The organism is Janthinobacterium sp. SUN176 (genome assembly GCF_030587335.1).
GTDB classification, from domain to species: domain Bacteria; phylum Pseudomonadota; class Gammaproteobacteria; order Burkholderiales; family Burkholderiaceae_D; genus Janthinobacterium; species Janthinobacterium kumbetense.
Genome location: NZ_JAPWIA010000001.1, coordinates 100,439 through 123,043 on the forward strand (window position 1 = coordinate 100,439; position 22,605 = coordinate 123,043).

At 57.6% G+C, this 22,605-nt stretch carries 27 protein-coding genes and 1 tRNA gene; 21 read left to right on the forward strand and 7 right to left on the reverse strand.

Going from position 1 to position 22,605, the window contains the following annotated elements; genetic code table 11:
• Positions 1-46: 46 nt before the first annotated feature.
• Both O3299_RS00500 and O3299_RS00505 read right to left on the reverse strand, forming a co-directional pair.
• Entirely contained in the window at positions 47-247 is a 201-nt protein-coding gene (locus O3299_RS00500; protein WP_092718220.1) for a YbdD/YjiX family protein, read from the reverse strand.
• Positions 247-2,307, reverse strand: coding sequence for a carbon starvation CstA family protein (locus tag O3299_RS00505; RefSeq protein WP_077401358.1), 2,061 nt, complete (start codon positions 2,305-2,307; stop codon positions 247-249). Before O3299_RS00505 ends, O3299_RS00500 begins: the two co-directional genes overlap by 1 nt.
• A gap of 241 nt (positions 2,308-2,548) precedes the next feature.
• Between O3299_RS00505 and O3299_RS00510 the strand changes: the two genes are divergently transcribed.
• The 13 genes from O3299_RS00510 (at position 2,549) to O3299_RS00570 (ending at position 12,868) form a co-directional block, all read left to right on the forward strand.
• Entirely contained in the window at positions 2,549-3,919 is a 1,371-nt protein-coding gene (locus O3299_RS00510) for a cache domain-containing protein (RefSeq protein WP_099664953.1), read from the forward strand.
• A gap of 14 nt (positions 3,920-3,933) precedes the next feature.
• Positions 3,934-4,563 carry a response regulator transcription factor gene (locus O3299_RS00515; RefSeq protein ID WP_099664952.1) on the forward strand — a complete coding sequence of 210 codons (630 nt, stop codon included), beginning with the start codon at positions 3,934-3,936 and terminating at the stop codon, positions 4,561-4,563.
• Positions 4,564-4,865: 302 nt separating this feature from the next.
• Complete coding sequence (locus O3299_RS00520; RefSeq protein ID WP_354669684.1) at positions 4,866-5,954, forward strand: HDOD domain-containing protein; 1,089 nt, start codon at positions 4,866-4,868, stop codon at positions 5,952-5,954.
• 1 nt (position 5,955) lies between these two features.
• Positions 5,956-8,001 (forward strand): bifunctional diguanylate cyclase/phosphodiesterase, encoded by a 2,046-nt coding sequence (locus tag O3299_RS00525; protein WP_305061261.1) that lies wholly within the window; start codon positions 5,956-5,958, stop codon positions 7,999-8,001.
• A 121-nt stretch (positions 8,002-8,122) separates the two neighbouring features.
• Positions 8,123-8,212: transfer RNA gene (locus O3299_RS00530), tRNA-Ser, on the forward strand.
• A 309-nt stretch (positions 8,213-8,521) separates the two neighbouring features.
• Positions 8,522-8,704, forward strand: a complete 183-nt coding sequence (locus tag O3299_RS00535; RefSeq protein WP_369812295.1) for a hypothetical protein — start codon at positions 8,522-8,524, stop codon at positions 8,702-8,704.
• Positions 8,701-8,907: a hypothetical protein gene (locus O3299_RS00540; RefSeq protein ID WP_305061262.1), complete on the forward strand. Its 207-nt coding sequence runs from the start codon at positions 8,701-8,703 to the stop codon at positions 8,905-8,907. Before O3299_RS00535 ends, O3299_RS00540 begins: the two co-directional genes overlap by 4 nt.
• A gap of 458 nt (positions 8,908-9,365) precedes the next feature.
• A complete protein-coding gene (locus O3299_RS00545; protein WP_099668180.1) occupies positions 9,366-9,782 on the forward strand; it encodes a PAAR domain-containing protein in 417 nt (138 codons plus the stop codon).
• On the forward strand, positions 9,779-10,288 hold the full coding sequence (locus O3299_RS00550; RefSeq protein WP_099664948.1) for a DUF4123 domain-containing protein: 510 nt from the start codon (positions 9,779-9,781) through the stop codon (positions 10,286-10,288). Before O3299_RS00545 ends, O3299_RS00550 begins: the two co-directional genes overlap by 4 nt.
• Positions 10,272-10,619 carry a hypothetical protein gene (locus O3299_RS00555; RefSeq protein WP_099664947.1) on the forward strand — a complete coding sequence of 116 codons (348 nt, stop codon included), beginning with the start codon at positions 10,272-10,274 and terminating at the stop codon, positions 10,617-10,619. The genes O3299_RS00550 and O3299_RS00555 overlap by 17 nt, the downstream gene beginning before the upstream one ends.
• Positions 10,619-11,218: a Tox-REase-5 domain-containing protein gene (locus tag O3299_RS00560; protein ID WP_099664946.1), complete on the forward strand. Its 600-nt coding sequence runs from the start codon at positions 10,619-10,621 to the stop codon at positions 11,216-11,218. The genes O3299_RS00555 and O3299_RS00560 overlap by 1 nt, the downstream gene beginning before the upstream one ends.
• A gap of 4 nt (positions 11,219-11,222) precedes the next feature.
• Positions 11,223-11,960 carry an immunity 52 family protein gene (locus tag O3299_RS00565; RefSeq protein ID WP_305061263.1) on the forward strand — a complete coding sequence of 246 codons (738 nt, stop codon included), beginning with the start codon at positions 11,223-11,225 and terminating at the stop codon, positions 11,958-11,960.
• A gap of 338 nt (positions 11,961-12,298) precedes the next feature.
• Positions 12,299-12,868 carry an SOS response-associated peptidase gene (locus O3299_RS00570; protein WP_305061264.1) on the forward strand — a complete coding sequence of 190 codons (570 nt, stop codon included), beginning with the start codon at positions 12,299-12,301 and terminating at the stop codon, positions 12,866-12,868.
• A 145-nt stretch (positions 12,869-13,013) separates the two neighbouring features.
• Here the strand turns inward: O3299_RS00570 and O3299_RS00575 are convergent, their stop codons facing one another.
• The 4 genes from O3299_RS00575 to O3299_RS00590 form a co-directional block, all read right to left on the reverse strand.
• A complete protein-coding gene (locus O3299_RS00575) occupies positions 13,014-13,379 on the reverse strand; it encodes a hypothetical protein (RefSeq protein ID WP_305061265.1) in 366 nt (121 codons plus the stop codon).
• Positions 13,376-13,756, reverse strand: a complete 381-nt coding sequence (locus O3299_RS00580) for a DUF6864 domain-containing function (protein ID WP_305061266.1) — start codon at positions 13,754-13,756, stop codon at positions 13,376-13,378. Before O3299_RS00580 ends, O3299_RS00575 begins: the two co-directional genes overlap by 4 nt.
• A gap of 926 nt (positions 13,757-14,682) precedes the next feature.
• Positions 14,683-15,495 (reverse strand): DUF5677 domain-containing protein, encoded by an 813-nt coding sequence (locus O3299_RS00585; protein WP_305061267.1) that lies wholly within the window; start codon positions 15,493-15,495, stop codon positions 14,683-14,685.
• 474 nt (positions 15,496-15,969) lie between these two features.
• Positions 15,970-17,085 carry a DUF3667 domain-containing protein gene (locus tag O3299_RS00590; RefSeq protein ID WP_305061268.1) on the reverse strand — a complete coding sequence of 372 codons (1,116 nt, stop codon included), beginning with the start codon at positions 17,083-17,085 and terminating at the stop codon, positions 15,970-15,972.
• A gap of 101 nt (positions 17,086-17,186) precedes the next feature.
• On the opposite strand from O3299_RS00590, the gene O3299_RS00595 reads away from it, so the two are divergent.
• The 3 genes from O3299_RS00595 to O3299_RS00610 all read left to right on the forward strand — a co-directional run bounded on the left by O3299_RS00595 (position 17,187) and on the right by O3299_RS00610 (position 19,752).
• On the forward strand, positions 17,187-18,497 hold the full coding sequence (locus O3299_RS00595) for a serine hydrolase (RefSeq protein WP_305061269.1): 1,311 nt from the start codon (positions 17,187-17,189) through the stop codon (positions 18,495-18,497).
• Positions 18,498-18,963: 466 nt separating this feature from the next.
• Entirely contained in the window at positions 18,964-19,203 is a 240-nt protein-coding gene (locus O3299_RS00605) for a hypothetical protein (RefSeq protein WP_077401383.1), read from the forward strand.
• A 225-nt stretch (positions 19,204-19,428) separates the two neighbouring features.
• Positions 19,429-19,752 carry a GFA family protein gene (locus tag O3299_RS00610; protein WP_305062933.1) on the forward strand — a complete coding sequence of 108 codons (324 nt, stop codon included), beginning with the start codon at positions 19,429-19,431 and terminating at the stop codon, positions 19,750-19,752.
• A gap of 237 nt (positions 19,753-19,989) precedes the next feature.
• Here the strand turns inward: O3299_RS00610 and O3299_RS00615 are convergent, their stop codons facing one another.
• On the reverse strand, positions 19,990-20,337 hold the full coding sequence (locus tag O3299_RS00615) for a hypothetical protein (RefSeq protein ID WP_305061270.1): 348 nt from the start codon (positions 20,335-20,337) through the stop codon (positions 19,990-19,992).
• A gap of 199 nt (positions 20,338-20,536) precedes the next feature.
• Here O3299_RS00615 and O3299_RS00620 point away from each other — a divergent pair, with 199 nt between their 5' ends.
• From O3299_RS00620 to O3299_RS00640, 5 genes are all read left to right on the forward strand, one after another.
• On the forward strand, positions 20,537-20,998 hold the full coding sequence (locus tag O3299_RS00620; protein ID WP_305061271.1) for a GNAT family N-acetyltransferase: 462 nt from the start codon (positions 20,537-20,539) through the stop codon (positions 20,996-20,998).
• A gap of 136 nt (positions 20,999-21,134) precedes the next feature.
• Complete coding sequence (locus tag O3299_RS00625; RefSeq protein WP_289906434.1) at positions 21,135-21,542, forward strand: GNAT family N-acetyltransferase; 408 nt, start codon at positions 21,135-21,137, stop codon at positions 21,540-21,542.
• Positions 21,543-21,571: 29 nt separating this feature from the next.
• Positions 21,572-22,030 (forward strand): hypothetical protein, encoded by a 459-nt coding sequence (locus tag O3299_RS00630; protein ID WP_305061272.1) that lies wholly within the window; start codon positions 21,572-21,574, stop codon positions 22,028-22,030.
• Between the two features lie 137 nt (positions 22,031-22,167).
• A complete protein-coding gene (locus tag O3299_RS00635) occupies positions 22,168-22,368 on the forward strand; it encodes a DUF3079 domain-containing protein (protein ID WP_305061273.1) in 201 nt (66 codons plus the stop codon).
• 64 nt (positions 22,369-22,432) lie between these two features.
• Positions 22,433-22,603, forward strand: coding sequence for a hypothetical protein (locus tag O3299_RS00640; protein ID WP_305061274.1), 171 nt, complete (start codon positions 22,433-22,435; stop codon positions 22,601-22,603).
• Positions 22,604-22,605: the final 2 nt, after the last annotated feature.

Sequence of the window (22,605 nt, forward strand, 5' to 3'; positions counted from 1 at the left end):
GCCGCCTAGCCTATACCGACGCGCAGTAGGCTGGGTCAGGTGTCCGCTAACAGCAACCGCCACGCTTGCCGGCGCCGCCGTAACGCGCTTCCTGCCGTTCGCGGAAAAACTCTTCATACGTCATCATCGGCTCGCCGGGATGGGTCACTTCCCGGTGCGCCACGTAGGTGTCGTACTCGGGCAAGCCGCACATCAGCCGCATGCTTTGCCCCAGATACCGTCCAGCCTTGATGATATCGGCTATCATCATTGCACCGTGGGCATGGCCTGGAACGGTGTTTCCTTGGTGCTTGGGCGGCTGTCGGCGCGCGCCTTCAGAATCGTGCGGATGCCGAAGAACAGCACGCTGACGACGACGATGACGAAGAAGGCGGCCAGGCCGGCGTCCAGGTAATCGTTGAAGATGATCTGTTGCATCTGCGCCACCGACTTGGCCGGCGCCAGCAGGGTGCCTTCATCCAGGGCCGCCGAGTATTTCTTGGCGTGCGCGAGGAAGCCGACGCGCGGGTTGGCGTCGAAAATCTTTTGCCAGCCCGCCGTCAGGGTGCACAGCAGCAGCCAGATGGTCGGCGTGATCGTCACCCATGCATATTGGCCACGTTTCATCTTGAACAGCACGCAGGTGCCGAGGATCAGCGCGATGGCCGCCAGCATCTGGTTGGCGATGCCGAACAGCGGCCACAGGGTGTTGATGCCGCCCAATGGATCGACCACGCCCTGGTACAGGAAGTAGCCCCAGGCCGCCACGCACAAGCCCGTGGCCAGCAGGTTGGCGATGACGTTTTCCGTCTTTTTCAGGCTAGGCACGAAGCTGCCCAGCAAGTCTTGCAGCATGAAGCGGCCGGCACGCGTGCCCGCATCGACGGCCGTCAGGATGAACAGCGCTTCGAACAGGATGGCGAAGTGGTACCAGAAGGCCATCATGGCCTTGCCGCCGATGGCGCCGGACAGGATCTGCGCCATGCCGACGGCCAGGGTCGGTGCGCCGCCGGCGCGCGAGATGATGCTGTGCTCGCCAACGTCCTTGGCCGTCTGCGTCAGCATGTCCGGCGTGACATAGAAGCCCCATTGCGAGATCGCCTGTGCGGCGGACTCTGCCGTGGTGCCGATCAGGGCGGCCGGGCTGTTCATGGCGAAATAGATGCCGGGTTCGATGGTCGAGGCAGCGACCAGGGCCATGATGGCGACGAACGATTCCATCAGCATGGCGCCATAGCCGATGAAGCGGGCATGGCTTTCGTTTTCAATCATCTTCGGCGTGGTGCCCGAGGAAATCAGGGCGTGGAAGCCGGAGACGGCGCCGCAGGCGATGGTGATGAACAGGAAGGGGAACAGATTGCCCGACCAGACGGGGCCGGAGCCGTCGATGAACTTGGTCATGGCCGGCATTTTCAGGTAAGGCGCGACGACGATGATGCCGATGGCCAGGCCGAGAATCGTGCCGATTTTCAGGAAAGTCGACAGGTAGTCGCGCGGCGCCAGCAGCAGCCACACGGGCAGCACGGAAGCGATGAAGCCGTAGCCGATCAGCATCCACGTCAATTCCGTGCCCGTGAACGTGAACATCGGGCCCAGCACCGCGTGTTCCTGCACGTACTGGCCGCCGATGATGGCCAGCATCAGCAGCACGAAGCCGATGATGGAAATCTCGCCGATGCGGCCCACGCGGATGAAGCGCGAATACACGCCCATGAACAGGGCGATGGGAATCGTCGCCATCACGGTGAAGCTGCCCCATGGGGAACCCGTCAGCGCCTTGACGACGATCAAGGCCAGCACGGCCAGGATGATGACCATGATCATGAAGCAGCCCAGGAGCGCAATCATGCCGGGAATTTCGCCCAGTTCAGCCTTGATCAGGTCGCCCAGGGAGCGGCCGTCGCGGCGCATGGAAATGAACAGCACGATGAAATCCTGCACGGCGCCCGCAAACACGACGCCGGCCAAGATCCACAGCATGCCGGGCAGATAGCCCATCTGTGCGGCCAGCACGGGGCCGACCAGGGGGCCGGCGCCGGCGATCGCCGCGAAATGGTGGCCGAACAGCACATATTTATTCGTCGGCACGTGGTCGAGGCCATCGTTGTGCTTGAAGGCCGGCGTCATGCGGCGGGCATCGAGGCCCAGCACCTTGTCGGCGATGAACAGGCTGTAGAAACGGTAGGCGATCAGGTAGACGCAGACGGCGGCGATGACGATCCAGATTGCGCTGATCGGTTCGCCGCGTTGCAGGGCGACGACGCCCAGGGACCCGGCGCCTGCCAGCGCAAGCGCTGCCCAGCCCAGTTGTTTGAAAATGCGGTTCATGCTTCCTCCAGAGATTGACGGGCGCTGTGCCGTGCGATGATGTGTGCTGCCGAGCCTGGTCGTTGCCAGTTTGGTATGAATTGGTGTATCTGCAGCTTATGGCGAGTATTCAGGAATCGTATAATTGCCGCAAGCGCACGACTACGCAGTAACGCTCAGTATTACTACGCAGACCGATCGCGCCGCCGCGACGTAAAATCACGCATTCCCACCAGCATCGACGCCGCCGGAGCGCCAGGCCATGAAACTCAGACAGAAAGTCATCTTCCTGGCCCTCACGCCGCTGATCCTCGCCCTGTGCGCCATCGCATTTGCCGTGCGGCACCAGGCCATCACCCTGGCCGAGCAGCAGCGCGCCACCATCCAGCAGGCGTACCTGGCCAGCAAGGAAGCCGAACTCAAGCATTACGTGACCCTGGCCAGCCATTCCATCGCTTCCCTGTACCAGTCGGGGCGCAAGGATGCCGCCACGCAAGAGGAAGCCAAGCGCATCTTGTCCGCCCTCAGCTATGGCGACGATGGCTATTTCTTCATCTATGATTTGCAGGGCAAGTCGCTGATGCATCCGCGCCAGCCCGAACTGGTGGGGCAGAATCTGTGGCAGTTGCGCGACGCCGAGGGCAATCTGACCATCCAGCGCCTGATGCAGCGGGCGAAGGGCGGCGGCGGTTTCGAGCGCTACAACTGGATCAAGCCGTCGAGCAACAAGTCCGCGCCCAAGCTCGGCTATGTGATCCTGATGCCGGAATGGGGCTGGATGATGGGCACGGGCATCTACATGGATGACGTGGACCAGGCGCTGGCCAAGGTCGACGCCCAGCAGTCGCGTAATATCCGTTCGACCATGGAATTGATCGCCGCCATCGCCATCCTCGGCTCCCTGCTGGTGGCCGCCTGCGGCCTGGTGCTCAATTTGCGCGAATTGCGCGTGGCCGACGCCAAGCTGAAAGTGCTGGCGCAGCGCGTGGTCGAGTCGCAGGAGGAAGAGCGGGCGCGGCTGTCGCGTGACTTGCATGACGGCATCAGCCAGTGGCTGGTGTCGATCAAACTGCAGATCGAGGCGGGCATCGCGCGCCTGGCCGGCAATGCCGAACAGAAAGACAAGGCACCCGCCACCTTCGAGCGGGCCGCCGAGCAGCTGAACAAGGTGCTGGGCGAGGTGCGGCGCATTTCGCACAACCTGCGCCCGGCCATTTTAGATGACCTGGGCCTGGCCGCCGCGCTCGACCACCTGGTGCATGAATTTAACGACAGCAGCAGCGCGCAAGCCAGTTTCACGGCCAGCCCGGCAGCGGCGGGCGAGGGCTTGCCCGACATGGTCAATACCGTGCTGTTCCGCATCGCCCAGGAAGCGCTGACCAATTGCGAGCGCCATGCGCATGCCAGCGGCGTGGAAGTGAGCCTGCACGAGGCGGGCAAGGCGGTGGAATTGCGCATCCAGGATAATGGCGGCGGCTTCGATTTCGACGGCATCGCCCTGCATCCGCAGCGCGGCATCGGCCTGCGCAACATGACGGAGCGCATGGAAGCCATCGGCGGCAGCCTGCACATCACCTCGTCCCCGGCCGGCACCCTGGTGCTGGCGCGGCTCGGCCTTCCATCCACACACTAAATAGATACGCAACCATGACCGAGAAGATCAACATCCTGCTGGTGGACGACCACCCCCTCGTGCGCGACGGCTTGCGCGCGCGCCTGGAAGCGGTGGCGCATTTCGACGTGGTGGCCGAGGCGGGCGGCGCCGACGAGGCGTTGAGCCAGGCGCGCGCACACCAGGTGGACCTCGTGTTGATGGATATCAATATGCGCGGCACGAATGGCATCGAGGCGACGGCGCTGTTCAAGCAGGCGTTTCCGCAGATTGCCGTGCTGATCCTGTCCATGCACGACAAGCTCGAATACGTGTCGCAAGCGATCGCCGCCGGCGCGCGCGGCTATGTGCTCAAAGATGCCCCTGGGAAAGATATCGTCTTCGCCATCGAGACGGTGATGTCCGGCGGCATTTATTACAGCGCCGCGCTGGCGCGGCAGCTGTCGCGTCCGCAAGTGCATGATTCCTTCCTCACCACGCGCGAGCAGCAAGTGCTGCAGCATATCGCGGCGGGCCAGTCGAACAAGCAGATCGCCCGCGACCTCGACCTGAGCGTGCGCACGGTGGAGACGCACCGGCTGAACATCAAGCGCAAGCTCGGTATCGAAGGGCAGGCCGAATTGATCAAATATGCGGTCGAGCACGCGCATGGCGGCAGCGCCTGAGCAGGCGTGCGCGGTGCCGTGGTTTTGTCAAACCCGCATGACAGGCGGGTCTCCCGGTGGAATGTTTTTTTTGAATATTTATTGCCAAAATTAAACTGTTTCGTGGGTGAGATTCGGATAGAATGATTCTCGCTGTCGAAATGGCATCCCTGTCGGGCCAGGGTTGCCAATGCTGGTCAGTTTATTTACTATGGCGCCCTACCCACACTGAGATACCGATGTCAGCGTCTGAATCAAACCTGTTTCCGTTGGTGGGATTACAAGCAGTTGCCAATGCTCATAACGAGTGGGTCGCTGTCACCTTGCATGTACCGCAGGCCTCGACGGCGCCGCTGCTGGCAGCGCTGGCCGCCGCCGATGCGTATGCCTTCCTGGCGCCGCTCGACTGCATCATTCCCCTGGCCGACCCGCATGACGTGGACGAGGCCGTGCTGGCGCAACTGGCGCCGCAACGCACCATTTTCCGTTTGCCGGCCCATCTTGCCGGCGACAAGCACATCCAGAAAAAATGCCAGCAATGGCGCGATGCCGGCTATCGCCTCATTCTCGATGGCGCCGAAGCCGGTCCCGTGACGGCGGCGCAAGTCGACGCGCGCGCGCTGAGCTTTGACGCGTCCGGCGCCCGTCCGGCCCTGCACCAGTTGCTGCCCCTGGCGGGGCCGCACCTGGCCTACAACATCGCCGACGCGGGGCAGTTTGCCGCCTTGCAAGAACTCGGCGTCAGCTGGTTTGCCGGCGATTACGCCCTGCACCATGCGCGCCAGCAAAGCGAGCCGGAAGACGCCACGTCGCGGCGCCGTTTGCTGGCGCTGCTGGGCTTGCTGGCCCGCGATGCCGACGCGCACGAGCTGGAAGTGCCGCTCAAGCAAGATCCATCGCTCAGCTATCATTTGTTGAAACTGGTCAATTCAGCCGCCTTCGGTTTCACGGCGCCGATCACCAGCTTCAGCCAGGCCATCACTTTGCTGGGCCGGCGCCAGCTGCAGCGCTGGCTGCAACTGCTGCTGTATGCGCGGCAACAGGACGATGGCAAGATCCACGCGCTGCTGCCGCTGGCGGCTGTGCGCGCGGCGCAGATGGAAGCGCTGTGCCAGCTGCGCGGCGGCGACCGCGACGCGCAAGACCTGGCCTTCATGGCGGGCGTGTTCTCGCTGCTCGACGTCCTGCTGGGCATGCCGATGGAAGAGATCATCGCCACCCTGAACCTGGCGCCGGAAGTGAGCGTCGCTTTGCTCGAACGCAATGGCGAGCTGGGCACCTTGCTGGCGCTCGTCGAAAGCGCCACGCCGCCGCCCGAGGGCTTGCGCCGCGCCGGCATCGATGGAGAAACCTATTGGCGCAGCCTGCTGCAGGCCTACCAATGGGCCATCCAGGTCAGCCGGAACCTCTAGCATGACCCTGTTTCCGGTGTCGGATTTCCTCGGTGACAGCGCCGCCCTGTGCGACGCCGTCGTGCGTTTGCGCGGCCCCGCGCTGGTCGCTGAGCTGGGCCGCATCGCCAGCGCCGTGATGGCCAGCCCGCACGGCCAGTTCCTGCCCGCGGCCAGCCTGGACGCCGCTGCGCTGCCCGCGCCGTTTCCCCGCGATACGCCCGCCTTGCTGCAGGAAATCAGTTTTGATGGCCATTGTTTCGGCCATTACAGCGTGGCCGGACGAAGCCTGTACAGCGACGCCGACCGCCGCCACCTGGCCAGCCTGGCATCCTTGACGGCGGGCGTCTTGCAAGTGCATTCGCTGGCGCAACGTTCCACGCACGCATACGCACAAGTCGAAGCCTTGCTGGCGCAGCAGACGCAAATTCTCGACCAGTTGCACGAATCCGTGCTGACGATGGACTTGACGGGCTACATCACCAGCTGGAACAAGGGCGCCGAGCGCCTGTTCGGCTACACTTCGGTGGAAGCCGTGGGGCGCAACATCCTGTTTCTGTACGACGATGAAGACACGGGTTTCCATGACGCCTTCCTGGAGCAGGGAGGACGCCTGATGGAGGTGCGCCGCCGAAAGAAGTCAGGCGAGATCTTCTGGGCCAGCCTGTCCTTGTCGCCGCTGCAAGACCTGGACGACAAGCCCATCGGACTCATCGCCTACCTGACGGATATCACGGAGCGCAAGCTGGCCGAAGAGCGCTTGCACCACCTGGCGTATTACGACCCGCTGACCAGCCTGCCTAACCGCACCTTGCTGGCCAAGCTGGTCGACCAGGCCCTCTCCGTGGCGCAGCGCAGCAAGATGCTCGGCTGCGTGCTGTTCATCGACCTGAACCGTTTTAAACTGATCAACGACACCCTGGGCCGGCGCATCGGCGACGAACTGCTGCGGCAAGTCTCGCTGCGTTTCCGCCATGCCTTGCGCGACCAGGACCTGGTGGCGCGCCTGGGCGGCGACGAGTTCGCCGTCGGCCTGTTCGACATCGGCCAGCATTTCGAGGCCAGCATGGTGGCGCAAAAGCTGCTCGCTTCCCTGGTGGAACCGTTCCTGATCGAAGGCCACGACCTGCGCGTGGGCGCCAGCATCGGCATCAGCGTGTATCCGCAGGACGGGCAGGATGCGGAAACCCTGCTGCGCCTGGCCGATATCGCCATGTACCGCGCCAAGCAGGACAGCGGCGGCGAAGGGGAAAGCGTGGCTTTCTACAGCCAGGACATGAACCTGGGCATGCAGGCGCGCATGCGCCTGGAAACAGGCTTGCGCCAGGCCTTGTCCGAGCAGCAACTGTTGCTGCACTACCAGCCGAAATACGCGCTGGGCAGCGGCCGCATCATCGGCGCCGAAGCCCTGGTGCGCTGGCACCACCCGCAGCACGGCATGATCCCGCCGGCCGAATTCATCCCCCTGGCCGAATCGACGGGCCTGGTCGTGCAAGTGGGCGAATGGGTGCTGGAAGCGGCCTGCGCCCAGGCGCAAGCGTGGAAACTGGCCGGCCTGCCGCCGATCCGTCTGGCTGTGAACGTCTCCGCCCGCGAATTCACGGCGGCCTTGCCCGCCAGGGTGGCGGCGACCCTAGCCCGCTACGGCCTGGAAGCGGCCTGGCTGGAGCTGGAAATCACGGAAAGCACCCTGATGCACAACATCGAGAGGGTCATCGGCATCATGGACCGCATCACGGCCCTGGGCGTGGCCCTGTCGCTGGACGACTTCGGCACAGGCTATTCAAGCTTGTCCTATTTGAAACGTTTCCCCATCGACACCCTGAAGATCGACCGGTCTTTTACCACCGGCATCCCCACCGACGCCAGCGACTGCGCCATCGCCAGCACCATCATCAGCATCGCCCAGCAGCTGCACCACAAGGTGATCGCGGAAGGCGTGGAAACGACGGAACAGCTTGCCTTCCTGAAGAGTTCTGGCTGCGACGAAGTGCAGGGCTACCTGTTCTCGCGGCCATTGCCGGCGGGAGAGTTCGAGAAGGCGCTGCGGGAAAACTGGGGCGTGTAGGCTTTCCGTTGGCGTGTTGGCGCAGGTCACTGACCCCAGAGGCTGCTTTGGGGCTTAAATGTGCGCCACCGACTACTCGCCATTGGTAAGCCACGGACCTTTATGTATAATGCTGCCATCTGGAAGCGTGGCCGAGTGGTTGAAGGCACCAGTCTTGAAAACTGGCGACGGGTTAAACTGTTCGTGAGTTCGAATCTCACCGCTTCCGCCAGGAAATAAAGAAACCGCCTTCGGGCGGTTTTTTATTGCCTGACGGAAACGAGCAGGGCGCCTGCGCGCCCTGCGTGTGAGATTCGAAGGGCTGGGCCTACCGGCCCAGCCCGCCCCGAATCCTCCACCTGCTGCCGCTGCGCGGCAGCTCCGCGCGCCGAGGGCGCGCGTTTGTGGTTCTAATTAGGTCTTCAACTGAGCCAGCTTCCCCAGCACCCAATGCATCAGTCCGTGTTCGAATAGCCGACCTGACCCTCTTGCCTCGACGACCAACTGGCCGCGCACCGCGCACCGTGCGCCGCAGCAGCTCATGGGCATCCTGCCGAACAATGCCGGCGGCTTCGGCGCCGTGGAACCGGCCGCGCGCGTCTTCGCGCGCAATGAACTGGTGCCGCTGCAGGCGCAGTTCGAAGCGATCAACGAGTGGGCTGGCGTGGAAGTGGTGCGCTTCGCCCCGTATGGCCTGGGCCTGGGCAAGGAGGGCGCAGCATGAGCGACCACATCGACAAGATCATCTTTGCCGAAGTGGCGCGCGTCCTGGCCGCTGTATGCGGCCGGCCCTCCCTGGTGACGCACGGCTGCTGCCACTACTGCGACGAGCCGCTGGTGCCCGCGCTGCTGTTCTGTGGCGTGGACTGCCGCGACGACTACGACAAGGAGCAGGCGGCCAAGGCCCGCGCCGGCCGCGCAGGATGAGCGCCACGCCGCGATAGCCGGTAGGGCGGGGCCGTGCCAGCGCCCCCAGCCGCCCCACAAGCCGCCCATGAGGCGGCTTTTTCACGTCCCGACGATTGATGTTGCACCAGAAGCAAGAAAAAAGCCCATTTCGGCCCGGCGCGCGCAGTTGTCCCCCCTCCACACCTGCCCGCTAGTTAGGGCTCTTTTGACTCAAATGTGCGCCATGGCCGAAGGCGCATGAGGACTGGCGTGTCGGGGCGAAGAGGGGGAGTGCGATTTGACGCATTTTGACGCACTTTGAGCAGTTTTTCGTGCGGTGCGGCGTTCGAGTAGATATCGGCTTTAACGCGCTGAATCATTGAGCTTCGATTCGCGAGCCAGTTCTATGAGTTTTGAATCGTGCTTATCAGGCATATTTAAAAAGTATGCTATAAATGCAACTTATCGCGTGGCGGCATCCCATACAGGAGCATCATTTGAACAGACCCCTCATCGTCTTGGGCGACAAGACCAGTCACGGCGGCACAGTCATCAGCGCCGATCTCACCGTCGATATCAACGGCAAGTATGTCGCGCGCGTGGGTGACATGACAGTGTGTCCCAAGTGTAAGGGGGCTTTCGCCATCAAGTCCGGTCCGAGCGACCTGGTGGATGGCAGCGGCAACGGCTATGCGCGTCACATGGATATGACCGCTTGCGGTGCGAAACTGATTTCCGGCCAAATAACCACGAGCTGGTCGGACGAATCGTCAATGGGCGACCCGGCAGCCGAAGACAAGATCGCAGCTCTGGAGGCCACGCCTCAGATCGCGGCCGTCACATCGTCGGGCATCTGTCTTGATTGCCTGCTCAAGGCTGCCCACGTTGGCAGTCCCGTGGTGATCCGCGAATGACGATGCTTGACGTCAGAATTCGGTGGGAACAGCGACGCGACGCGATGCCCGAGCTACACTTATACGCCTTGGTGGATGGTGCTCAGTACCAAACCCAACGCAACAAGCGGCTACTGGCCGGCACCGGACTTTTTCCCCTATTCAGAGGCACCCCGGACGCTGCGCTCAGGCATGCCGGGCCTTGGCTGGTCGATGTGGCCAGCGTGGCGGAGTCTTTTGTCGAAGAGCTGACTGCGCTTGAGCGCGATACTCCTTCTCTGTCTTGGCTGATCTCGCCACAAGACTTGGATGGACTCGCGCAACTGTTGCAACTGAGGCTGGAGGTGCGCCTGCCGGATGGCCGTAGCGCCTTGCTGCGTTTTTGGGACCCACGCGTCTTGGCCAACCTTGCTCAGACGCTCGATGCCGGGCAGCGGGAGGAATTTTTCAGCCATATTTACGAGTGGCACCTGCTGCACAACGGGCAGCGTGTTTGGGTCGGGAGGCAACATGCTGACGCTCACTGAGGAACAGTGGCAGGCCCTGCAGCAAGGCGAAGCCCGCCAGTTCGTCTCAATGGTATGCGATGGGTTCCTTGCTAACCGGCCTGACATGCTTGTACAGCCCGGCCGGGAGGCCGTTCTGGCACGTATGCAGAATGCGCATGACTATGCTGCCCGTGTGGGTTTCACCAGTACGCCGCACATTATGCGATTGATGTACCTGTCTGCTGATGCCGTACGCATTCATGATGATCCGTTGGTCAATGGCTATCTATGTAAACGCGGCGCGACTCCGGAGCAGCGCCTAGATGAAATCGATGCAATCATGCGTAACAAATTACAGGGAATGAACTGATGCCAGCAATTTTCATTCCTGTCGTCATTCCTGTCGTTGAGGCCGTTGCAGTGCGTGTACTGGCTGCACTCGGTGTCGGCCTCGCCGCCGGCGCTGCGGGCGAAGCGGCGCTTGAGCAGGCACGCAAACGCCAGGAAGAGGCCGATAAGGCTAAATCAGGCGCGATTGCGCGCACGGAGGCCACAACGAAAGAAAAAGAAAAGTGCAAAGAGTGCCCGCCGGACCGTGGTGCTCTTATGCCTGTCAATCACCACATGTCGCAAAACTCGATGGAGTATCAGGCCAGAATAACGGGATTTCCTACAGGCATGGAATGGTTATTTGAAGGAAAAGACTTCGACGGCTTTAAATCTGGCATGTGCTTGTTGCAAGAGGCAAAAGCAGAATACGATCAGTTTTTTAATAGAGAAGGTGAGTTTCTATACCCCTTTCAAGAAAAAATTTTCGTTGACATGGGGAAACAGGCCCTGGCCCAATCAATAATCGTAGGCAGAAACAAACCGGCCGCATTAACGTATTACTTCCAAACCGCGATGGCTTGCAGATATATGAAGCCAAAGTTACTCAGTTTGGGAATATCCGTCCTTCACATTCCATAATATTATGACCATAATAAAAGCCGCATTCAAAAAACTGACACCCGGCACATCGTTAGCCTTCCGGTCCAATGTCGAACAGATTGGGCCTATCGTCCGATTTCTGCAAAAAACTGATCCCCTGGGAAAACAGTGGTTCCTGATGGGGGACACCGAAGAGGAGTCGCTTCGATACCCAGCTTTCGACGCTCTGGGAGAACTCACCCCTGCAGCCGAGGCGGTACTCGAAACAGAGTTTAAAGGCGACAATATTCGTTATTTTGCTGCATGGAATGGAGAACTTAAGCAAGGCGATGGAGCGACTATTACTTTTCAGTTTCACGATGGGGACTGGCCTGCCTGGAGCCTTGAGATTAATTATCAAGGCGAAGGTATTCAACGTCTTGGGGGGCTTGATGGCGTGATAGAGCTTCTCTCAATGATTGCCGGTAGTCTTCAACCTAGCATCATCAATGTCGCACGCTATCAGTATTTTGAGAAGCAGGTATTCCAGGATCGGCCTGGCGTAGGCTGGATGCTCTACCTTCCGCGCGTGCTGGCGGTCCAGCAAGTGCCAGAGGCCCGCGCGCTTGTGCCTGTGATGATCACGGACGAGAAGGATAACGATAAACAAATCGGCACCATCATTGTCAGTGTCACCGACGTGCCGTTCTCGGACGAGAACCCTGAGCACGTCAAGATAGCCAACGCCATCGAAATCCGTTTGGTCGATCAAGACTTACTACCTCCTTTCGCGGACCACTAAGCGCTGGCTGTACAGACCACACTTGCACAAAAAAACGTTTCCGCATCGTCCGTGTGGGGCGGTGAAAACAGTGCGTTGCAAGGTGGTGGAAAAACATTGCGTGCGGAACAAAATTACGCGTAAGCATTTGAACTGTATGAAGTATTTTGAAGAATTGAAAACTGGCGACGGGTTAAACTGCGTGTGAGATTCGAAGGGCTAGGCCTACCGGCCCAGCCCGCCCCGAATCCTCCACCTGCTGCCGCTGCGCGGCAGCCCCGCGCGCCAAGGGCGCGCGTTTGTGGTTCTAATTAGGTCTTCAACTGAGCCAGCTTCTACAGCGCCCCGCGCATCAGTCCGTGTCCGAATGGCAGACCAGACCCTCAGCCCGCATGGCGCCGATCATTCGCGCTTCGCATGAAGTGCCTGGTGAAATGGAAGTCGCGCCGGCATGTTTCGGGATGGTTCCGCATTGGGCCGATATGAAGCTTGCGCGCCAGACCTACAACGCCCGTACCGAAACCGTGGCGCAGAAGCCATCCTTCCGCAATGCCTGGAAGCGTAAACAGTTCTGTATTATCCCTGCCGATAACTTCTTTGAACCCTGCTACGAAACAGGGAAGCCGATCCGCTGGCGCATCGAGCGCGCCGATGGAATGCCGGCCGCCATCGCCGGGATATGGGAATTCCGGCCTCAAGACTTGTTGTTGTCGTTCTCGATGCTGACGATAAATGCCGATGGCCACCCGCTTATGCAACGCTTCCACAAGCCGGATGATGAAAAACGGATGGTAATGATGCTCGACCCGGACCAGTATCAAGGCTGGCTCGATGGTTCCCTTGTGACCGAAGAAGATTTTTTCCAGCAGTATCCAGTAGAACGCCTCGTGGCTTTAGTCGATCCGCTTCTGCCGCGCGTGAAAAAATGAGCTCGAACAGGCAGTATGCGAGCGAGGGGCAAGTCGGAAAATCAGACAAAAGATTAACGGAAAGAAAGAATTTCTCGCCTAGCCCCTGCTGCCACGTTGAAGGCGGGCATCAAACAATAAAGATTCAATTTATAGGTTGAAATTATTATGCCCGCTTTTTCATGCAATCAATAAGTTCTTCTATGGTCATTCTATGTTTAATATTATATAAGCACTTTATTAGCCAAATTGAATTTAAAATTGTTGAAATAATAAAAATTGCACACCAAATCTCCCCCTTTATCCCAGCAAAATCTTTAAATTCAGTGGTGCAAAGTACGAGAATAATTGTAATCGATAGTGCAAGGGGAGTGTGCCATGCGTTAGATCCAGATAATTTTTTTTCATTTTCCAGAAGAACAATTTTTAATTTATCTATGGTAATTTCGAGGATTTCTGGAGTTATATTACTATGAATGTTATCTACATCTATTGTTCTTGATTTGGTTTTTATGTTTTCAGTAGAGGTCATTTTTTCTCTTCCGACATTACTTGAAATTCAATTCTGTATAACTTGCTAAGTTTGGCAATGCTGGCAAGAAATGATAATTCAATTTTCCCATCTGAGGTACTGGCAAAAGCAATAGGCTTCCCTGTGCTTTTGCCAAAGCCCCCATTCCAATTCTTAAATCGGATTACCGGAATATCATCAACTTCCTCAATCTGGATGGACGGTTTTTTAATGTCTTCTGAATCATTATTTTCTGAAGTGGACTTAATCTCAATTTTCACGGTGACATCATCACCATCACTATCCTTGAATGTTACAGTAACATCTTCATTCTCAAGGACTAGCCAACTTGCTTCAAGTAAAATTTTTTTTCCGCCGATAAATGTTGTATGTGCCAATCCTTAAACTCCAAGTTATTTTATTTAAAATATCGCATTAAATTTTTTCGTGCTGCACATTGATTAAAAAATTTAATACCTAAAATGGCCATTCGCCAAAATTTTTTAGTTGAACTATAACTCATTCCATGCTAAATTTCTAGATTATGTTTTATCTGGAAATTAATTTTTAAATTATTGGTTATCTATTTTAATTTTGTTTTTCGTGATAACGAACATACCAGGTCTTCAGTGTTAGTTTATGCGCTGCAGGGAGAGCAGGTCCGCCATTCGTACAGCCTGAGCATGTAAGGTTCTCGCTGTGAAACCGGCTGAGGTGCAATAACTAGTTTAAAGTGTCGGATAGGGTTGCACACTTGCAAGTGCAATCGGGCTTTGACTTAGCTTATCAACCAAGTCATGCCTACATACCCGCCCGGTGCACGGAAGAAAAAGACCATCCGATAAAAGCCTTTCTCTTTCGCACGCCGGAGACCGAACGACGCAACTTTGAGCATAACTTTTGTAAACTACCGCACATCACTCATAGGAAAAATATGCTGTTGCATCATCACTGTATCGTAGAGTCATTGCTTCAAGCAAATCGTTTCCGCATCGCCAGTGTCGGTCGGCGCCCGCTGGGGCGGACAAGCCGCTAGAGAAAAGTAGCGGGCGGAATGGGATTTTCCCTAAGTTATTGATATAAATGGAAAATTTTGGAGACTTGAAAACTAGCGACGGGTTAGGCTGTTCGTGAGATTCGAGGAGTTGGGCCTTTTGGTCTGGCCCGTGTCGAATCCTCCATATGCTGCTGCAGCCCCGCGCCTCGAGGGTGTGCGCTTATGTTTTTTTTTTGCTGAGTTTGCGCCTACGACGTCCAACGCCTCGGTTTGTATGCGAATGGCAGACCTGACCCTGGTGTCCCTGCTCGTGTCCGCTGGCGCCCATTACTGCCCCGCTCTACTGGAAAGTTCGTTACTTAACGCTTGATGACGGATATTGTAAAGTTCGACTGTTGTTTGGATATCTGCTCGTTTGAAAATGACACCGATAGCTTCCAACGCGCTTAAAAATGCGAATAGCGCAACGGATAAGGCTTTCTCTACACCATTTCTTTGTGGTTTGAATATTAGATTCTCAACATTTCCGCCTATACCCCGCATGATGTGTCGCTCCGACGAGGCTACTGATGGATGAGCTGCGTTACCTGAAAGCTGTCGATAAACCGTATCGTAGAGTGCCTCCATGCCGACTTCTTTTGCAAGCTGGTTAAGGTTGATATTATTCTCTCGATACCCCTGCAGTTTCGCCTCATCAAGGAACTGTTTTAGTTCTGCAGCGTCAGGATTTAACGACTTATTTTCACGCTTCAGCAACTCGACACTCGCATATCCCAATTTGAAAAAATGGGAATTGTTCGCCCCTGCCATTCTTACTAAAAAATTGTTTATAACAGCAAGTCCGCCCAAGAAAAATGCGGTTTCGGCGACGCTACGGGCGAGAGTTTCCGAATCTGCTAACATCCCTCTGCCGGTGAGAAGAACGGATGCTTCAAAGGTTTGTAGTGCTCGTGCGTATAGTGCGGCTGCGACAATTTCTTTTTGTGCGGACCTCTGTAGCTCAAGGCTAGGAAGCACCGCAACGGCTGCGATGTTGAGTTCGTTTATGAGCGAAAACCATTTTTGGGCCGACTTTTTTGTCTCTGCGCTCCACTCATCTAAGATTGTAGACAAGAAGCCATCTTTGGGTAGTACGCTCATATTGTGCTTTTGAGTGAATGTATTTAATTTGCAATATTTTACACTGTGCCCGTATATAGGGGGGCGGGCCTATCTGCTTAGATTTATTTTTGAAATTCGAAATTTTTCACTTCGTCCATAGACTCTTTGAAATATTTTATTAATGTAGGAATTTTTGTAGGTACGGCTATAAAAAATCTCGTTTAGGCGGCATGAATATTGGATGTTCGCATTACACCGCGTCCGCTAGGCAATAAAAAACCACCCGAAGGCGGTTTTTATTGCCTATCTGAAACAAGCAGGGCGCCTTCGCGCGCTGTGTGTGAGATTCGAAGGGCCGGGCCTACTGGTCCAGCCCGCCCCGAATGCCGTTGCGCGGTAGCCCCGCCGCCGCGGGCGCGCGTTCGTGGTTCCAATTAGGCTTCGACTGAGTTAGCTTCTACAGCATCCAACGCAGCAGTCCGTATCCGAATAGCAGACCTGCCCCTCGTACTGCTAATGCACACTCTTCATCAACACCAGCACAATGAACACGCAAAACACGATGTTGGCCACTACCAGCAGCATGCAGGTGCGCCACAGCGCGCCCCATTTGCCCAGGTTGTAGGTGCCGCGTAGCTGCAGAAACATGTGCAGGGGCGGCGCCACGCACACCAGCAATCCGATCAGCCAGCCCTGGTTGAGTATCGATAGCGGTATCAGCACGGTCAACAGCAAGGACATGAAGCACAGCGAGTACAGCACGAACACCGCATGCTCGTACATGGTCACGCCAGGCTTCCAGAAAAACATCAGCCACATGAAGGGCAGCGAGATCGGGATCAGCAGGAACGAGAACTTGTAGATCGTGTTTTTGAGCTTGTAAAACGCCAACTCGGGATTCTCTGCGGCGTGATGAAAGCTTTTTTCCAGCTCAGGAAAAGTGGCGTCGGGATTGGGCGGGCTGGACGCGATCCTGGAGACAGTCTTGTCGAACCAACCGGGCCCTCTCAGCTCAATTGCCTCCTCACTGTTCACTTTTTCGGGTGATGCGACGTACAGCAGGCGTTGCTCGGCTTCGTGTTGCAGCTTGCGCGAAACGGCCAGCGCCTTCTCGACACCGGCGACCCCGGTATTGGCCTTGCGGGCCTCCTCCAGCGCCTGCTCATTGCGCTCGACCCGGAGCTTGGCGGACGCGGCGTGGTTGGTCAGCGAGGCGATATTGGCGTCGCGGCTGAGAAGCTGGCCGCTGCCGAACGAGGTGACGAAGAAGGTCAGGAAGACCATGAACAGGAACAGCGCCAGCGGCGAAACATAGTTCTTGCGCTGGCCGTCGATGTAGCGGCGCGTCAGGCGGCCCGGAAAGGCCACCAGCAGTGGGAGTGTCTTCCAAGCCTTGGCGTCGAAGTGCAGGATGCCGTGCACGACTTCTTCGGCCAGGTGCAGCAGCGAATGGTGGATGTGGGCCGGCTGGCCGCAGGCCTGGCAAAACGCGCCGCCCAGCGGCGCCTGGCAGTTGGCGCAGTTCGCCAAGTGCGCGGCACTGGCCGGCTGCGGCGTTTGATCGCCCGCGATCTCGCTGGCCGTCACATCTGCCATCGTCAGGGCGCCGGCCGCTTTCTGCTCACTCATCGTGCATCTCCCACCAGGAAAATGGCTGATTGTGCAACAAGGCGACTGTATGTTCAAGTAAATACTGGCAAAAACGGCAATCCGTTCGACCAGCCCGGTGCGTGCTAAAAAAACGACGTTTTTCTTCTGCTTGTCCGCCGAAAACGCAGTTCGTCGCAAGCCGCTGGTTCTTTGCCGTCATCCTCTTTATCTTCCTTACTGAGCTGGCGCGAACGGTCGCGCTGCCGAGCCACTTTCAACGGGATATCCATATGTCGAAACTTTACTCGCGTCGCCTCGCCTCACCGCTGCTGCTGACATTGCTTTTGGTGCTGCAAGCTCCCGCCAGCCATGCTGACTCCGCCTCCACCACCGCTCCTGCAAGCGTCACTGGGGCCAGCGAAGAACTGGCGCTGGCCGCACGTATCGACAGCGAGATCGCGCCCCTGTTCAAGGCAAACGAGCCTGGCGCCACTGTCATCGTCACGCAGGCCGGCCTTACCGTGTTTCGCAAGGCGTATGGCATGGCCGATGTGGCCAAGGGCCTGCCCATGACCCCGGACACCGTGATGCGCATCGCTTCAATCAGCAAACAGTTCACCGCCACCGGCATCCTGATGCTGGCGGATGAAGGCAAGCTGGCTTTGGACGACGACATCCGGAAGTTCCTGCCCGACTACCCCAGCGGAGGCAAGCGCATTACGATCGAACATCTGCTGACGCATACCTCGGGCATCGCAAACTTTACCAACAAGCCGACCTTTGAGGCGGGAATGAATACGGATCAGACGGTGAGTCAGATGATAGACAGCTTCAAGAACGATGCGCTCCAGTTCGAGCCAGGCACGCGCTATGCGTACAGTAATTCAGGTTACTTCTTGCTGGGTGCAATTATCGAAAAGGTCTCAGGCCTGTCGTATGCCAAGTTCGTCGAGCAGCGCATCTTCGTGCCGCTCGGTATGCTCGACAGCGCGTACGAAGGCCATGAGCGTGGCAGTGCGATGCGCGCCAAGGGCTATACACGCAGCAGTGCCGGCTCCTCCTTCGAACCAGGCAAGGCGGTCAGCATGACGCTGCCGTATGCGGCCGGAGCGCTCGTGTCCACAGTGGACGACCTGGCGCGCTGGGATGCCGCCGTCAGCGCCGGCACACTGCTTAAGCCTTCCAGCCAGCAGAAAGCGTTTACCGCCCATGTCCTGGCCGACGGCAAAAGTGTTCCCTATGGCTACGGATGGAGCGTGCGCAAGATGCGCGGCATGCCAATGCAGTCACATGGCGGCGGCATTCCCGGCTTTTCCACCTATGCTTTGCGTCTGCCCGAGAAACAGCTGTATGTGGCGGTGCTGACCAATGCTGACAGGGGCCTCCCGGGGGCCGAAATGATTGCGGTGAAGGCGGCGACTATTGCAGTTGGCAATGGTTTTCCCGAGTAATTCGAGGGGGACGCACACGTGCCGCCAACCGGCGCTGCAGAGGCAGGCGGTCACCCGGTGTCAGCGGTCCTTCCGCCACCGCCGCCTGCAACGCCTCCGCAACCCGCAACAAACGCGGCCCTTTATTCCCGGCCAGGCGCGGCAAGCAGATGGTCAGGTTTCAATCTTGTATGGTTTGCAACTGGGACATTTTGTCTCAATGTATGGATATTGTTTTAAAGTAGTATGTGTCAGAACCTGCAGCAACACCATCCTTGCATGGCCGTCGCTGACGTTTTCACCTCGCTCATCCGCATTCGGCAAATCACGGCGCTCGGTGCTCTTGATATTTCATAGCTGGCTATAATGAAAGAGTCACGCAGGATGCCCTGGGGGATGGTTTGAACCGTAGTTGCGGAAGCAGCGTTTTGGGGAAGTGCTCCTCACGATAGACAGTGTCAAGTAATAAAACCTGGAAATACTCAAAATGATGGATTGGACCCCTATAGTCTTCGTTACGTTCAAGGCTCTCGTGCTTTGCACGGGCATGTTCTTCGCCATCAAGTGGCATTACGATCAAGGGAAGAAGGGGAAAGAGCAGGAGGCGCGCGCGGTGCTGCGCGCGGGCGGCAAGGTGGCCGCACTCTTCGTGCTCACGCTCCTGGGCCTGGGGCTCGTCACCTTTTTCGTCGTCAAGATGGTCGGTCTGGAGATGATCTGGCCCTGATGGCCAAGAATAGTCTGCCGGTATCCTGTGATGCGGCAGCAATTCCCCGCTGCGCGGCAGCCCCGTGCGTGCACGGAGCTTTCTGAATCATGTGTACCTTGTCTGTTTGGAAATACTGTGTAAAAATACAGTGTCAACTTTCAAAAAGGACTCCTCATGATCAAAGGCAGTTGCTGCTGTGGCTCGGTAAAGTTTGAATTGACATCCCCCCCGGGCATGATGGGCATGTGCCACTGTTCCCGTTGTCGGAAGGCCGGAGCGAGCGCCTTGGCCTTCGTTGATAAAAATTCATTCACCTTGCTGGCGGGACGGGAATTCATTCAACGCTATGAGCCGGAACCTCCGTTTACATATGCAAGAACTTTTTGCAAAAAATGCGGAACTTCTTTAGGGGAAATTGGCTCAGAGAATGATTCATTTCCCATCTCAGTCAATTGCCTGGATGATGACCCTGAGGCAAGAATACAATTCCATGTGCATGTTGGCTCCAAGCCTGCATGGTATGAGATTTGTGATAGTGCAAAACAGTTTCAGGAAAGTCCGACATAATAAGAAAAGCCAGTCATTTGACTGGCTTTTTTATCGCATGTTGTCAGGTCCGGTGCGGGAGGATTGCTTTTATTTGCCCATGGCCCTGTTGCCTTGATATCTATTTCGTGGCTTGCGTTTCAATTGAGCCGGCATCGACGACGTCCAACGCCTTTGTCCATGCGCCAATGGCGGAACTGGCCCTCGCGCCCATTCGACCTTGGCTTGCCAAGCGATCATTTATGCGCGATGCCCCCTTTAACGGCTAACTGGCACGAACACTTCCCATTTATGCTGTATCGCGGGATTGACGGTCTTGGCGCAACTCACGGCAACATTCGGCCCAGACAGGCCGTGGCTTTGCGGAACCCATTTCACACGCAAAGCTGCCGCGCATTTCGTCACCAGAATCTTCCGGTTCGGCTCCAGGACTTGCCAACTTGTTCCCTTTTTGGAGTTTTCTGCTGCAATGAACTGTACTGCGGCCTCCCTGATTTCAAACAAGCCATGGATGTCGCCGCGTGTCCGGTCTTCGTCAAGCGTGGCCGCGAGTGCCGATGAGACGCCAGCAATAAGAAAAACGGCGACGACCAAGGAAGCGTACATGCATCTATTCAAACGTAACGGTGCCAACATATTTACAGTCCTTGCCAAGTCTGTTCGATATCAGATAGAGATATGAAAGGTTTTGCATTCTACAGTCTGCAATCCCGGATCCGCCGTTTTTGTTCTCCGTTGGCGAGTACGTACTTTTCGTGACACGATGATAAGTTCATCAGCTTTTCATTCAACTGACTGAACGCACATGGCTTTTACTTTTCACCCGTTTTCCGATATTCCCCACGAAGAATGGCTCCTTCTGTTGAATCACCCGGACGTCATCCGCCATATGCCACTGGCCACCGAACGTTGGACGGATGGCGCTATTGCGGAATGGGCGAAAGGCAAGGACGCGCAGTGGCAAGCGAATGGCTATGGACCATGGGCTATCCGGGTGGATGGCGCGTTTGCCGGCTGGGGCGGTTTTCAGAAGGAAGGGGACGAAGCAGACCTGGCACTGGTATTGCTCCCCGGGTTCTGGGGACATGGGCCGGCGCTGGCGCGCCATTTCATGCACCGCCGGCTGGAACTGGGCATTGGCCCGGTCAGCATCCTGCTGCCGCCCAGCCGCACTCGCGTCAAGGGGCTGGCAAGAATCGGCTTCCTATTTGATCGCGAGGTGGAGTATGAAGGCCAACGCTTTTTGAAGTTCCGGACATCGGAATGAGCGTCACAGGCGCGGTGGGGACGGGAACAGCCTTTCTCTCCCGCAACTGGCATACTATTCAATGCATATGCGAATCTGAGTAAAGTTTGCAGAAACAAGCTATTCCCATGCGCGATCACTTTCCACTTTTGAATCCATGAAAAACAGCACTGTCGAATATCGCCATAACTTCCCCCTCGATCCGCTCGATGTCGTCCGTGTCTTCGATCAATCCGGCATCAAGCGCCCGACCGCCAATCTCCCGAGAATCGCGCGCATGTTCGCCGCGCCTTGCCTCTCGCTGTCGGCCTGGGTGGATAATGAGCTGGTGGGACTGGCCCGCTCGCTGACCGATTATGCGTATTGCTGCTATCTGTCGGACCTGGCCGTCGATCAGCGGTACCAGGGCCTGGGTATCGGCAAGGAACTTGTCAAGCGCACCCAGGCCATCATCGGCGACGACGTGTCTTTGATACTGCTCTCCGCCCCGGACGCCATGTCCTACTATCCGACGCTCGGTTTCGAGCCTGCCGGGAACGCTTACGTCATCCGGCGCAAACATTGAGCGACTGTTTTTAACAATTCCCGCAGCTGATGAAACCCGTCTATACCCTCGCTGGAGCCCTGGCAAAAGATCCCGGCCGCGTCGCCAAAACCCAGGCCCTCACCCTCGACAGTGCCAGGCCCCACATGGGCCTGAAAGGCAGGCATGGCTTGTTCGCTTCCGTAGCCTGGTGGGAAAGCATCGAGGCCCAGCGCCTCCCGACGCAAACCGTGACGGGCATCATCGAACGCACCTATTTCGCGGGCCAGGACAGCCGCCGTGGCGATCAGGTCAACAGCTTCACCTTGCGCCTGGCGGATGGCTCGACAGTGGACGAAAGCATCTACATAAACCACAAGCAAGACATCAGGCTGTTCGTGCCTGGCGCGATGGTGACGATGGTCTACGCGCAAGATGAGCTGAAGGCACAGCCGGCCGCCGACGGCGGTGTCAATGTGGCGCGTATCGTGCTGGAAGTGGCCATATCCGTCAGAAAAGATAAAGAGTAGGGGACGGCGCCATGCCGCTGCTCCACGATCTGCACAAGCTTGATATTGGACAAGTTTCTAGCTGAAATTGGTTTGACCTCCCCCCGCGCCAGGTCTAGAGTCGACAAGGAACCCTCAACGGACCACGATCGCCTCCCATGGCCAAGCCTTTCCCCTTGAATCCCAAGAACCCCGAACGCATCTGCTGGGGCTGCGACAAGTATTGTCCGCCGGATGCCATGCGCTGCGGCAATGGTTCCGAACGCACGCAGCATCCGATCGAATTGTTTGGCGAAGGCTGGAATGACTGGGGGCTGGCGGCGGCCGACAAGGCCGACAAGGACGAGAACCAGCCCTGACGGCAAGCGCAGCACGCGGCGCGCCGCTACAATCTCTTCATCGCGTCCGCGCTGAGGAGTCTCCATGCAAGAAACCCTGTCCCGCTGGCTGGCAAGCAGCGCCGGCGATGTCCAGTTTGTCGAGCACCCGCTGCGCAACACGGCCACGGTGGCGCTGCCGCATGCCACCCTGGTCCGTTTCCTCGCGCAGACGGGACACGTGCCCCGCATCATGAGTGTCCCTGCGGCTCCCTGATG